This window comes from Ramlibacter agri, from assembly GCF_012927085.1.
Classification (GTDB): domain Bacteria; phylum Pseudomonadota; class Gammaproteobacteria; order Burkholderiales; family Burkholderiaceae_C; genus Ramlibacter; species Ramlibacter agri.
Genome location: NZ_JABBFX010000001.1, coordinates 3,373,947 through 3,386,606, shown reverse-complemented (window position 1 = coordinate 3,386,606; position 12,660 = coordinate 3,373,947). Strand labels below are relative to the sequence as shown.

General features: G+C 68.4%; 13 protein-coding genes. 8 read left to right on the top strand and 5 right to left on the bottom strand.

The features are described from left to right. Genes HHL11_RS16475 through HHL11_RS16455 form a run of 5 tightly spaced genes read left to right on the top strand, consistent with a single transcriptional unit; the run spans position 1 to position 4,161 of the window. Entirely contained in the window at positions 1–999 is a 999-nt protein-coding gene (locus tag HHL11_RS16475) for a TRAP transporter substrate-binding protein (protein WP_169419424.1), read from the top strand. Between the two features lie 29 nt (positions 1,000–1,028). After that, positions 1,029–1,499: a type II 3-dehydroquinate dehydratase gene (aroQ, locus tag HHL11_RS16470; protein ID WP_169419423.1), complete on the top strand. Its 471-nt coding sequence runs from the start codon at positions 1,029–1,031 to the stop codon at positions 1,497–1,499. Next, the gene (locus HHL11_RS16465; RefSeq protein WP_169419422.1) at positions 1,496–2,332 is read left to right on the top strand and encodes a shikimate dehydrogenase family protein; all 837 of its coding nucleotides are present in this window, start codon (positions 1,496–1,498) and stop codon (positions 2,330–2,332) included. Before aroQ ends, HHL11_RS16465 begins: the two co-directional genes overlap by 4 nt. Positions 2,333–2,344: 12 nt before the next feature. Further along, the gene (locus tag HHL11_RS16460; protein WP_169419421.1) at positions 2,345–3,259 is read left to right on the top strand and encodes a VOC family protein; all 915 of its coding nucleotides are present in this window, start codon (positions 2,345–2,347) and stop codon (positions 3,257–3,259) included. Then, the gene (locus tag HHL11_RS16455) at positions 3,256–4,161 is read left to right on the top strand and encodes a sugar phosphate isomerase/epimerase family protein (protein WP_205964293.1); all 906 of its coding nucleotides are present in this window, start codon (positions 3,256–3,258) and stop codon (positions 4,159–4,161) included. Before HHL11_RS16460 ends, HHL11_RS16455 begins: the two co-directional genes overlap by 4 nt. A gap of 37 nt (positions 4,162–4,198) precedes the next feature. Here the strand turns inward: HHL11_RS16455 and HHL11_RS16450 are convergent, their stop codons facing one another. Then, the gene (locus tag HHL11_RS16450) at positions 4,199–4,855 is read right to left on the bottom strand and encodes an ankyrin repeat domain-containing protein (protein WP_169419420.1); all 657 of its coding nucleotides are present in this window, start codon (positions 4,853–4,855) and stop codon (positions 4,199–4,201) included. A gap of 142 nt (positions 4,856–4,997) precedes the next feature. Here HHL11_RS16450 and HHL11_RS16445 point away from each other — a divergent pair, with 142 nt between their 5' ends. Both HHL11_RS16445 and HHL11_RS16440 read left to right on the top strand, forming a co-directional pair. Then, positions 4,998–6,719: a pyrroloquinoline quinone-dependent dehydrogenase gene (locus HHL11_RS16445; protein ID WP_169419419.1), complete on the top strand. Its 1,722-nt coding sequence runs from the start codon at positions 4,998–5,000 to the stop codon at positions 6,717–6,719. A 4-nt stretch (positions 6,720–6,723) separates the two neighbouring features. Continuing rightward, positions 6,724–7,299, top strand: coding sequence for a c-type cytochrome (locus tag HHL11_RS16440; protein ID WP_169419418.1), 576 nt, complete (start codon positions 6,724–6,726; stop codon positions 7,297–7,299). Here HHL11_RS16440 and HHL11_RS16435 read toward each other — a convergent pair whose 3' ends face one another. The 3 genes from HHL11_RS16435 to HHL11_RS16425 all read right to left on the bottom strand — a co-directional run bounded on the left by HHL11_RS16435 (position 7,300) and on the right by HHL11_RS16425 (position 9,936). Further along, positions 7,300–7,560, bottom strand: coding sequence for a hypothetical protein (locus HHL11_RS16435; protein ID WP_169419417.1), 261 nt, complete (start codon positions 7,558–7,560; stop codon positions 7,300–7,302). It lies immediately after the preceding gene. Positions 7,561–7,789: 229 nt separating this feature from the next. Continuing rightward, positions 7,790–8,953, bottom strand: coding sequence for an FAD-dependent monooxygenase (locus HHL11_RS16430; protein ID WP_169419416.1), 1,164 nt, complete (start codon positions 8,951–8,953; stop codon positions 7,790–7,792). A gap of 11 nt (positions 8,954–8,964) precedes the next feature. After that, on the bottom strand, positions 8,965–9,936 hold the full coding sequence (locus HHL11_RS16425; protein WP_169419415.1) for a Bug family tripartite tricarboxylate transporter substrate binding protein: 972 nt from the start codon (positions 9,934–9,936) through the stop codon (positions 8,965–8,967). 114 nt (positions 9,937–10,050) lie between these two features. Here HHL11_RS16425 and HHL11_RS16420 point away from each other — a divergent pair, with 114 nt between their 5' ends. After that, positions 10,051–11,007, top strand: a complete 957-nt coding sequence (locus tag HHL11_RS16420) for a LysR substrate-binding domain-containing protein (protein ID WP_169419414.1) — start codon at positions 10,051–10,053, stop codon at positions 11,005–11,007. A gap of 34 nt (positions 11,008–11,041) precedes the next feature. On the opposite strand, the gene HHL11_RS16415 is transcribed toward HHL11_RS16420, so the two are convergent. Further along, positions 11,042–12,655, bottom strand: coding sequence for a gamma-glutamyltransferase family protein (locus HHL11_RS16415; RefSeq protein WP_169419413.1), 1,614 nt, complete (start codon positions 12,653–12,655; stop codon positions 11,042–11,044). Positions 12,656–12,660 lie beyond the last annotated feature (5 nt).

The window sequence follows — 12,660 nt, the reverse complement described above, 5'->3', positions numbered from 1 at the left end:
ATGAAACGAGTGTTCCTGAAATCACTGGTGGCCGTCGCGGCGATCGCCGTCGCCGGCCTGGCGCAGGCGCAGACCCGGACCATCAAGTTCGCCAACCAGAACGCCGAAGGCCACCCCGTCATCCTCGGCATGAAGAAGTTCGCCGAGCTCGTGGACAAGAACTCCGGCGGCAAGCTGAAGGTCAACGTGTTCCCCGGCGGCGCGCTGGGCAGCGACCAGGCCAATGTCTCCGCGCTGCAGGGCGGCACGCTGGAAATGGCCTCGATGAACTCGGGCATCTTCGCCAACACGGTGAAGGACTTCGCGATCTACGACTTCCCCTTCCTGTTCGGCAGCGCCAAGGAGGCCGACATCGTCGTCGACGGCCCCTTCGGCCAGATGATGCACAAGAAGCTGGAAGACAAGGGCCTGGTGGGCCTGGGCTACTACGAGCTCGGCTTCCGCCACATCACCAACAGCAAGCGTCCCATCCACAAGGTCGAGGACATCGCGGGCCTCAAGCTGCGCGTCATTCCGAACCCCATCAACATCGACTGGGTGACCGCCCTGGGCGCCAACCCCACGCCGCTGCCCTTCCCCGAGCTGTACTCGGCCCTGGAACAGGGCGCCGTGGATGGCCAGGAAAACCCCGTGGCCACCATCGTCGGCGCCAAGCTGTACGAGGTGCAGAAGCAGATCACCTTCACCTACCACCAATACAATCCGCAGTCGATCGTGGTGAGCAAGAAGTTCTGGGACGGCCTGTCGGCGGGCGAGAAGAAGGTGCTGGAAGACGCCGCCGTCGAGTCCGTCAAGTACGAGCGCGAACAGTCGCGCGCCCAGCTGGCTGCCGGCATCGAGCAGCTGAAGAAGGGCGGCATGCAGGTCAGCGAGCTGCCGCCCGCCGAAGTGGCCAAGCTGCGCGAGAAAATGAAACCCGTGCTCGCCAAGCACACCGCCACGGTGGGCGAGGCGACGGTCAAGGCCATGATGGCCGAGCTGGAAAAGGCCCGCAAGTAGCGAGCCACGTAAAGAGAGCCCCAAGCCCCATGAAGAAGATCCTCGTCCTCAACGGACCCAACCTCAACCTCCTGGGCCAGCGCGAACCGACCCAGTACGGGTCCACATCGCTGGCCGACGTCGAGGCCATGTGCCGCGCCGCAGGCCAGCGGCTAGGCTATGAAGTCGAGTGCTTCCAGAGCAATTGGGAAGGGGCCCTCATCGACAAGATCCAGGAATACGGCCGCCTGGTGAAGGAAGGCCAGGCGCTCGGCTGCGTGTTCAACGCCGGCGCCTACACCCACACCTCGGTCGCGCTGCACGACGCCATCAAGGGCGTGGAGCTGCCGGTGATCGAGTGCCACATCTCCAACGTGCACGCGCGCGAGCCGTTCCGCCACCACTCGTACCTGTCGCCCGCGGCCGCCGGCATCGTCGTCGGCTTCGGCGTGACGGGCTACATCATCGCCATGGAAGGCCTGGCCCGCCTGCGTGACAAGGACAACCCGGCGCTGCGATGAACATCGACGGAAACACGGAGTTCGTGGCGCACCTCGGCTGGCCGACGCACTCCTTCAAGGCGCCGATGATCTACAACCCCTACTTCGAGTCGGTGGGGGTGAACGCGGTCGTGGTGCCCATGGGCTGCAAGCCCGAGAATTTCGCCCACGTGCTGCGCAGCGTGTTCGCGCTGGAGAACATCCGTGGCGCGCTGATCACCATGCCGCACAAGGTGAGCGTGGTGGACCTGCTGGACGAGGTGACGCCCACCGTCAAGGTGGCCGGTTCCTGCAACGCCGTGAAGCGCGATGCGCAGGGCCGCCTGGTCGGCGACATGTTCGACGGCGAAGGCTTCGTGCGCGGCGTCAAGCGCAAGGGCCTGCAGGTGCAGGGCGCGAAAGCGCTGGTGGTCGGCGCCGGCGGCGTCGGCTGCGCCATCGCGGCCTCGCTGGCCGCGGCCGGCGTGGGCGCATTGGACCTGTTCGACGTGCACGCCGAGTCGGCCGAGGCGCTGGCGCAGCGCCTGCGCACGCACTACCCTAGAATCGCCGTGCAGGCCGGCAGGCGCGACCCCGCCGGCCTGGACCTGGTGGTCAACGCGACGCCCCTGGGCATGAACCCGGGCGACCCGTTGCCGGTGGACATGAGCCGCCTGGAGCCCCGCACCTTCGTCGGCGAGGTGGTGATGAAGACCGAGATGACGGCCTTCCTCACCGAGGCGAAGCAGCGCGGCTGCCCGATCCAGGTGGGCACCGACATGTTGTTCGAGCAGATCCCCGCCTACCTGGAGTTCTTCGGCTTCCCCACCACCACCGCGGAGAACCTGCGGGCCGTCGCCCGCGTGCAGTATTGAAAGGCTTCCCCCATGAGTGACCTGTTGCTTCAGCCGGAACATGCCCGCGAACCGCTGCAGGATTCCTTCAGCGACGCATCCAACCCGATCGGGCTGGACGGCATCGAGTTCATCGAATACGCCACCGCCAAGCCGCAGGCCCTGGGCCAGGTGCTGGAGATGATGGGCTTCCGCCCGGTGGCGCGGCATCGCTCCCGCGAGGTGCTGCTGTACCGCCAGGGCGGCATGAACATCGTGGTCAACGCGCATCCGCTGGATGACGAAGGCACGCCGCTGCCGGAGGCGCCGCGCATCGCCGCCGTCGCCGTGCGCGTGCGCGACGCGCGCGCCGCCTACCAGTACGTGCTGGAGCGCGGCGCCTGGGAGGTGCCCACGCACCCGGCCGCGATGGAGCTGAACATCCCCGCCATCCACGGCGTGGGCGGCAGCCGCATCTTCTTCGTCGACCGCTACCGCGAGTTCTCGATCTACGACGTCGACTTCGTGCCGATCCCCACGGTGGACCCGAAGCCGCCGGCGGTGGCCGGCATCCATTTCTTCGGCGTGGTGCAGTACATCGGCAGCGGCCGCAGCTACGACTGGATCGAGTTCTACTCCGAGCTGTTCGGCACCGCGTTGATCCCCGACGAGCAGCGCTTCGGCATCATGCCGGCGGGCAAGCTGCTGCGCGCCCCCGCGCTGCAGCCGGAAAACCGCTTCATGCTGCAGCTGATCGAACCGGACCCGCTGGCGCGCGACAACAGCGAACGCCTGCAGCGCATCGGCCTGGGCGTGCCCGACGTGCTGGCCGCCGTGCGTGCGCTGCGCGCGCTGGGCATGGAATTCGTCGAGAGCCCGCACGCCCACACCGAGCAGCGTGGCGCCATCACCAAGACCTTCCTGGGCAGCGTCGTGTTCGAGCTGGTCCACAGCGAGCAGCAGGCATGACCGGAACCAGCCGCGGCGTGCAGCAAGCCATGCGCGATTTCGGCATGGACACCATCACCCTGGCCGGCCCGCTGGAGGCCAAGCTGGAAGCCATGGCCGAAGCCGGCTTCAAGCAGGTGATGCTGAAGGCCAACGACCTCAACGGCCATCCGCAAGGCTGGAAGGCCGCCGTGAAGGTGGTGCGCGAAAGCGGGCTGCGGGGCACCGGCTTCCAGGTGCTGCGCGACTTCGAAGGCTTGTCGGGCCACCTGCACCAGTACAAGGTGGACATCGCCAAGCAGATGCTGGAGATGTGCGCGGCGCTCGGCTGCGACGTGCTGCTGGCCTGTTCGTCGACCTCCGTGCATGCCAGCGCGGACCTGGACCACATCGCGCGCGACCTGCGCAAGCTGGCGATGCTGGCCATCCCCTTCGGCATCCGCATCGCCTACGAGGGCCTGTCCTGGGGCCGCAACGTCAACGAGTACACGACGGCCTGGGACGTGGTGTGCCGCGCCGACTGCCCCAACCTGGGCATCGGCATCGACTCCTTCCACATCCTGGCGGCCAAGACGCCGCTGGACGCGATCGAGGACCTGGACCCGGCCAAGATCTTCCTGGTGCAGCTGTCGGACTTCATGTGGCAGGAGACGCGCACCTTCGAGGAGCGCATGGCCACCGCCCGCACCTTCCGCGTGTTCCCCGGCGAGGGCGTGCATACGCCGCAGCTGGTGGACCTGGTGCTGAAGCTGGACGCGCTGGGCTACGCCGGCGACTACAGCTTCGAAGTGTTCAACGACGACTACGTGCAGATGCCGCTGCCCTTCGTGGCGCAGCGGGCCCGGCGCTCGGCGATCTGGCTGGCGGAGGACGTGCTGCATCGCTCCGTGCCTTTGCCCGGCCAGTTGCGCCTGCGCGATTGACGCGCCCTACCGCACCCTACACACGCACCCCGACACCTCACCGCTCCAGGATTCGAAGCACCTCCGGGTGGTTCGCCTCCCGGGCGATGTCCGCCGCCGTCTTGCCGCGGTCGTCGCGCAGCGCCAGGTCGGCGCCCTGCTCCACCAGCAGCTTCGTCGTGCCCTCCTGGCCCTGCCCCGCCGCCCACATCAGCAGCGTGAGCTGGTTGACCAGCCGGGCGTTCACCGGCGTGCCCGCCTGCAGCAGCGCCAGCAGGCAGTCGCCGCAGCCCTGCGCCGCCGCATAGGTGGCGGCGTTCTTGTGCACGCGGTCGACCGGTTCGATACGCGCGCCGGCGGCGAGCAGCCTACGCACCACCACGCCGCTGCCGGCATAGCTGGCCGCCATCAGCGGCGTGACGCCCGCGAGGTTGGGGGTTTCGGGATCGGCCTTCGCCTGCAGCAAAGCTTCGGCCAGGGCCAGGTTGCCGTGCCTGGCAGCCAGGTTCAAGGGTGAATCGCCATTGCCGTCGCGCGAGTTGGCCGCGGCCCCGGCCGCCAGCAGCTCGCGCACGCGCGGCAGGTTGTCCGAGCGGGCCGCGACCAGCAGCTGGCTGTTGGCGTTGATCTCGCCCATGCCGCGCTGCGCGTGGGCCGCGGCGCCCAGCGTTCCAAGAAGCAGGACAACGGCGAGGCGGGCGATGCGGTGTTCCATGCTCACTCCCTAGGGCTTCGGGCATTGTCATCCGTACTGGAAATCATGATACTGGCGCCGGCCCTAGTGCGGCCAGCCCGACGCTTGCGCGCCGGACTTCACTCGAAGAATCACGTCCACCACCTGATCGAGGAGAAGTCGTATGCAAGTCCCGTCCCCCCGCTTCCACTGGATTGCCGCCCTCCTGCTGGCCTTCGCGGCGGCGCCCTCCGCCGCCCAGGAAATCCAGGGCCAGGGCGGCCGCGGCCCGGCCATGATCATCAAGGCGCCGGACGTGTCGCAGCAGATGCTGGACAACGCCGACAAGCAGTCGGTGAACTGGCTGCACACCAATGGCGGCTACTCGCAGCACCGCTACTACCCCGGCAGCCAGATCAACACCACCAACGTCAAGCGGCTGCGCCCGGTCTACCTGTTCCAGACCGAGGTGAAGGAATCGATGGAGACCGCGCCCATCGTGGTCGACGGCATCATGTACATGACCACCGCGTTCAACCACGTGTACGCGCTGGACGCCACCACCGGGCAGGAGTTCTGGCACTACAAGCACAACATGGGGCCGATCACCACCTTCTGCTGCGGCCCCAACAACCGCGGCGTGGCCATCGAAGGCGGCCGGCTCTACATGGGCACGCTCGACGCCAAGCTGGTCGCGCTGGACGCCAAGACCGGCCAGAAGCTGTGGGAGACGCAGATCGCCGATCCCGAAAAGGGCTACAGCGAGACCATGGCGCCCACGGTCGTCGGCGGCAAGGTGCTGATAGGCACCAACGGCGGCGAATACGGCATCCGCGGTTTCGTGAAGGCCTTCGACTCGCGCGACGGCAAGGCGCTGTGGACCTTCTACACCATCCCCGACAAGGGCCATGAAGGCGTGTGGGCCGAGAACGATGCGACCGGCCGCAACATGAAGCGCGACATCCCCGCCGAGAAGGACGCGCTCGCGAAGAACAGCGACTTCTACCAGACGCTGGGCGGCGGCGTGTGGATGAATCCGGCCGTGGACCTGGCCAGCCGCACGATCTTCTTCGTGGTCGGCAATCCTTCACCCGACCTGTACGGCGCGGTGCGGCCCGGCGACAACCTGTACACTGACTCGATGGTCGCGGTGGACTTGGACACCGGCCAGTACAAGTGGCACTCGCAGTACATCGCCCACGACGTGTGGGACCTCGACGCGGTGAGCCCGCCGATCCTGGTCGATGCCAAGGACGCGAGCGGCAAGATGGTCCCGGCCGTCATCCACGGCGGCAAGACCGGCCACGTCTACGTCCACGACCGCGCCACGGGCAAGCTGATCCGCTACTCCGAGGCGATGATCCCGCAGGAGAACATGTGGGTGCTGCCCACCGCGACCGGCGCGCGCATGCTGCCGGGCGCCAACGGCGGCGTCGAATGGTCGCCCATGGCCTTCAGCCCGAAGACGCGCATGGCCTACGCGCTGAACCTGCACCAGCCCATGACCTACCACGTCGAAGCCGGCCAGTACCCGGGCGGCAAGCTCTGGCTGGGCGGCGCCTTCAAGGTGATCGAAGGCGAAAAGCAATGGGGCCGGCTCGCGGCCGTCAACGTCGACACCGGCAAGTTGGCCTGGAAGTTCGACACGGCGCAGCCCCTGATCGGCGGCGCGCTCGCCACCGGCGGCGACCTCGTGTTCTACGGCGAAGGCAACGGCCTGTTCCGCGCGCTCGACGCTCGCAACGGCAAGCTGCTGTGGGAATTCAACTGCGGCGCCGGCGCCAACGCCATGCCCGTGAGCTACAGCGTCAAGGGCAAGCAGTACGTGGCCATGGGCTGCGGCGGCAACACCCAGCTCGATTTCAAGCGCGGCAACACGCTCGCGGTGTTCGCCTTGCCGGACTGAAGGCGTGACGGCGCGCCTCCTGTTCCTGCTCGCCCTGCTGGCCACCGTGCCGGCGGCCGCGCAGGACCAGGAGGCCGTGCGCGCGAAGGCGCAGGTCTGCGCAGCCTGCCACGGGCCGGACGGCAACGCCGTCTCGCCCGAGTACCCGAACCTGGCAGGCCAGACCTGGCGCTACCTCTACGTGCAGTTGAAGGACTTCAACGAAGGCCGGCGCAGCAACCCGCTGATGTCGCCGATGGCGGCCAACCTCAGCCGCGAGGACATGATGGCGCTGGCCAACTTCTACGCGGCCCAGCCGCTGAAGCCTTCAGCCTTCAAGGTCGATGAAACGAAGGCCAAGGCCGGCAAGGCCAAGGCCGACGAGACGCTCTGCACCATGTGCCACCTGGGCGGCTTCATGGGCCAGAACGAGATTCCGCGCGTGGCCGGGCAGAACTACGAGTACATCGTCCTCCAGCTGAAGGCCTTCAAGGCGCGCACGCGCACCAACGACGCCGGCACCATGACGAGCGTCGCGCAGACGCTCAACGACACCGACATCGAGAACCTCGGGAATTACCTCACGGGCCTGCGGCCCTGATCAGGCCGGCCACCAGCGCACGGTAATCCGCGGGATCCACGGCAGCAGCCGTGCGGCTTCGGACTGCAGCCGCGATTGCTCCGACGGCCCGAAGCGATGCTCGAGCCCGCTCAGGTCCAGCATCAGCTCGTCGCGCGGCCACTGGCGGCTTTCCACTTGCAGCAACTGCAGGAGGGACAGCAGCTGCCCCAAGCTCGCGTCTCCCTTGATGGTCACGCGGGACTGCTGCGCTTCCCGCGTCACGCTGATGTCGAAACTCATGCTGCCTACTCTGAAGACTCCGCGGCCAAGGCGTTGTCAACAAATCGGCGGGCCGGTCCCGGAAACAGCTGTTGCGCAGCGGCGCACTTGCTTCACGGACGTTCACCCGCAAAGGAGAGACAACACGTGGCAAAGTCCCGCCTGCGCGGCCCGTGCACGACTCAGCCGGGAAAGCCTGCGCGGCCGCAGCGTAAGCGGATTTGCCCTGGCTCAGCCGGTGGCAAGGCCCTCACGCAGGCACGGCCTCGCCTTCGGCTAGCGGGCAGGTCCAGGCGTCGTAGCCGTACAGCCAGTCCGGGTTGGTGTTGTTGCGCATCCAGGTGTTGGCACTCGACCCGGCCTGCACCTGCGAAGTGCGGGCCTTGCGCGTGGCCTCGAAGCGGGCGAACACCGCGCCGGGATCGGCCAGGCCGGACTCGGCGACGCAGCGCGAAAGCACCGCGGCGTCTTCCAGCGCCATCGCCGCGCCCGAGGCCATGTATGGCGTCATGGGGTGGCAGGAGTCGCCCAGCAAGGTGATGCGGCCGCGGGTCCACAGCGGCAGTGGGTCGCGCTCGAAGATGCCCCACTTGTGCACCTCGGGCGCCGCGGCCAGCACGGCGCGCACATCGGGGTGGAAGGCGGAGAAGGATTCGCGCAGTTCGTCGACGTCGCCCTTGGCCGACCAGGATTCGCGCGTGATCCAGTCGGCCTTCTCGGGCTGGCTGGTCACGAAGTAGATTTCGTCGCGCTTGGCCGTCACGTAGTAGATGACGATGTGGCGGTCCTTGCCCCACCACTTGGTGCGGGAAGAACCGATGTCCGCGTCCTTCAGCAGCGCGGTCGGGAACACCGTGCGGTAGGCGACGCGGCCGGTGAAGCGGGCCTGCTCGACGCCCTGCACGACGTGCTCGCGAATGAGGGAGTGCACGCCGTCGGCGGCGATCACCGCGCTGGCGCGCAGGCGCTCGCCGTTGGCAAAGGACAGTTCGACGCCGCTCGCGTCCTGGTCCACCGCGACCAGCTTGTGGCCCAGGCGCAGCGTGTCCGCGGGCACGATGTCGGCCAGCGCCGCATGCAGGTCGGCGCGGTGCATGGCCAGGAAGGGCGCGCCATAGCGCTCTTCGACGGCATGGCCCTGGCCCAGCGGGAACTCGTTGGTGGTGTCGCCACTGTAGGCGTCGCGGTTCAGCGAAGTGGCGGGCTCGAAAGCGATGTCGCGCATGCGCTGCTCCAGGCCCAGGCCGCGCAGCACCTTCATGGCGTTGGGGCTCTGCTGGATGCCGGCGCCGATGCGGGCGAAGGCCTGCGCCTGCTCGCACACGATGGTTTCCACGCCGACGCGGCGCAGCGCGGCGGCCGCTGCCAGGCCGCCGATGCCGGCGCCCAGCACCACCACGGGATCGTTCTTCATACCTGCTGTCCTCAATCGAAAGTCACGTTGGCGGCGGCAATCACCTTGCGCCATTTCGCCGTGTCCGCGCGCACCTGGGCGGCCATCTGCTGCGGGGTGGAAGGCGTGATCTCGACGTCGGGCAGGCGCCGGGCCAGCTCGGGGTCGACCAGCGCGTGTTGCACCTCGGTGGCGATGCGCTCCACCAGCGGTTGCGGCGTGGCTGCCGGCGCGGCAAGGCCGAACCACACGCCCACTTCGCAGCCGGGCACGCCGGCTTCGGCGATGGTCGGCAGCTCCGGCGCGGCACGGGTGCGCTTGTTGCTGGCCACGGCCAGCGCGCGCAGCTGCCCCTTGCGGGCGTACTCGACGCCGTTGCCCTCGAACATGATGTCCACGGTGCCGGCCATCAGGTCGGTGATGGCGCCGCCCGCGCCCTTGTAAGGCACGTGCAGCATCTTCACGCCGGCCTGCTGCGCGAACAGCTCGCCGGCCAGGTGGTTGGTCGAGCCGTTGCCGCCGGAGGCGAAGGTCACCTTGCCGGGGTTGGCGCGCGCGTAGGCCACCAGCTCCTGCACGCTCTTCACCGGCAAGCTCGGGCGCACGATCAGGTACAGCGGCGCCGTGAAGCAGATGGCGATGGGCGCGAAGTCCTTCAGCGGATCGTAGGGCAGCTTCTTCTGCGCGATCGGGTTGATCGCCATGCTGGTCGTGCTGGCCCAGAACAGGGTCAGGCCGTCCGGCTCCGAGCGCATGGCGGCTTGCGCACCCAGCACCTGGCTGGCGCCGGGCTTGTTGTCGACGAGCACCGGCTGGCCGATGCGCGGCTGCAGCACGGAGGCAAGCGCCCGCGGCAGGATGTCGCCGAGGCCGCCCGCGGTGTACGGGGAAATGATGCGCACGGGCTTGGCGGGCCAGCCGGTCTGGGCCCAGGCCGAGGGCAGCAGCGCGGCCAGGCCGGCGCCCAGCAGGAGGCGGCGGCGCGGTTCGGATTGCAAGGTCATGGGGGAAGGCTGCGGTGAGTGTTTCGTCCGGCACGAAGTGTGCGGCCTGGGAAGGGGCGCGGCAACTCACGCGGCCACCCCGGGCTGTTCGTTTTTCTCACAAGGTCGGGCCGCGTGCGATCATCGGATGTGCCCGAGCCCAAGTCCGACGTTTCCCTCAACGCCCTGCGTGCCTTCGAGGCGGTGGCGCGCCACCTGAGCGTGTCGCGCGCCGCCGAAGTGCTGGGCGTCACGCACAGCGCGGTCAGCCGCCAGGTCACGGCGCTGGAGGCGCAGCTGGGGGTGCAACTGTTCACGCGCGACAAGGCGCGGCTGCAGTTGTCCAACTCCGGCCGCATCCTGTTCGCGGATGTCGCACCGGCCTTCGAGCGCCTGCAGGCCGCGGTGCGCAACGTGCAGGCGCAGGCCAGCCCATCGACCTTGTTGATCAACGTGCCACCGAGCTTCGCCATGCGCTGGCTGATCCCGCGCCTGGCCGCCTACCAGCGCCGCCGGCCGGATGCCGAGATCCGGCTGACGACGGGCAAGGAGCCGCTGGCCGAGGTCGTGGGCCGCGGCTTCGACCTGGTGGTGCGGCGCCAGTCCTCCGCCTCGCGCAAGCTCGACTCCGTGCCCTTCCTCACCGCCAGCCTGGTGCCGGTCTGCGCGCCGGAGCTGCTGGAGCAGCAGGCGATCCGCAAGCCCGGCGACCTGCGGCAGCACGTGCTGCTGCACTCCAACCAGCAGGCGCTGGAATGGCCCGAGTGGCTGGCGAAAGCCGGCGTGCCGGAGCTGAAGCCGCGCTCGGAGCTGGTGTTCGAGGAGATCTACTTCGCCATGCAGGCCGCGCTGGACGGCATGGGCGTGGCGCTGGTGCCCTCGCCGCTGGCCGCCGACGACATCGCCGCCGGCCGCCTGGTACTGCCGCTGTACCTGCCGCGCGTCGGCGCGCGCGACTACCACTACTTCGCCTCGCCGGCCTCGGGCAGCAAGGCCCTGGTCGAAGAGTTCGGGCAGTGGCTGCGCAAGGAAGGCAAGGAGTCGAACCGCTTCGCGGGCGAGTTGATCGCGGGCCTGTTCCCGGGCACGTAGGCCGGGTTTCGCGCAGCGAACCCCGGCTCGCCGCCTAGAAACCGGCCGCCAACCCGTCGCGCCGCGAATCGCTCGCGACGACGTAGCCCTCGCGCTTCGGGTCGCCCATGCGCCAGATGAACTGGCCGGCGCCGAAGTCCTGGTAGTTGTCGTTGATCACTTCGATGCGGTGGCCGCGGTTCACCAGCTCCTGCACGGTGGCCTTGTCCATCTGCTGTTCGACGTTGATCTCCAGCCCCTGGTTGAAGCGCCAGCGCGGCGCATCGCAGGCCGCCTGCGGGCTCTGGTGGTAGTCCAGCATGCGCACCGTGGTCTGCAGGTGGCCCTGCGGCTGCATGTTGCCGCCCATCACGCCGAAGCTCATGACCGGCTGGCCCGCGCGCGTCAGGAAGGCCGGGATGATCGTGTGGAACGGCCGCTTGCCCGGCGCCACCTGGTTGGGCCCCGGCCGCAGGCTGAAGCCGTGGCCGCGGTTCTGCAGGCTGATGCCGTACTGCGGCTCCACGCAACCCGAGCCGAAGCCCATGTAGTTGCTCTGGATGAAGCTGACCATCATGCCGTTCTCGTCGGCGGCGGTCAGGTAGATGGTGCCGCCCTTGACGATGTTGCCGGACTGGAAGTCCTGCGCGCGCTTCATGTCGATCAGCTTCGCGCGGCTGGCGAGGTAGGCGTCGTCCAGCATCTGCGCGGGCGTCACTTCCATGTGCGACGGCTCCGCGCAGTGGCGGTAGACGTCGGCGAAGGCGAGCTTCATCGCCTCGATCTGCACGTGCTGCGAATCGGCGCCGTCCACCTTCATGCCGGCGATGTCGAACTTCTCCACGATGCCCAGCGCCATCAGCGCCGCGATGCCCTGCCCGTTGGGCGGGATCTCGTGCAGCGCGTAGCCACGGTAGTCGCGCGAGATCGGCGTCACCCACTCCGGCTTGTAGGAAGCGAAGTCCTTGACCGTGTGCACGCCGCCGTTGGCCTGGCTGAATTTCGCCAGCGCCTCGGCGATTTCGCCTTCGTAGAAGGCCTTGCCCTTGGTCTCGGCGATGGCGCGCAGTGCGCGCGCCGCGGCCGGGAAAGTGAACAGCTCGCCCACGTTGGGCGCGCGGCCCCAGGGCAGGAAGCTCTGTGCGAAGCCCGGCAGGCCGCCCAATTCCGGCGTCGCCGCGGCCCACTTCTGCTGCACGACGATGGGCAGCAGGTAGCCACGTTCGGCGATCTCGATGGCGGGCGCCAGCAGGTCGGCGAAGGGCAGCTTGCCATAGCGTTCCGACAGGGCCATCCAGGTACCGACGGCGCCGGGGACGGTGGCGGAATCCATGCCGCGCTTGGGCGGCGTCTTCGCGTCCGCGCCGTATTTCTTCTGGAAGTAGGAAGGCGTCCAGCCGGCCGGCGCCGGGCCGGACCCGTTGATGCCCTGCAGTTGCTTGCCGTCCCACAGGATGGCGAAGGCATCGCTTCCCAGGCCGTTGCTGACCGGCTCGACCAGCGTCATGCAGGCGGCGGCGGCGATGGCCGCATCGACCGCATTGCCGCCCTTCCACAGGATGCGCAGGCCGGCCTGCGCGGCCAGCGGATGCGAAGTGGACACCGCATTGCGCGCGAAGACGGGAATGCGGGTGGTCGGATAGGGGTTGTGGAAGTCGAAGTTCTTCATGCTGC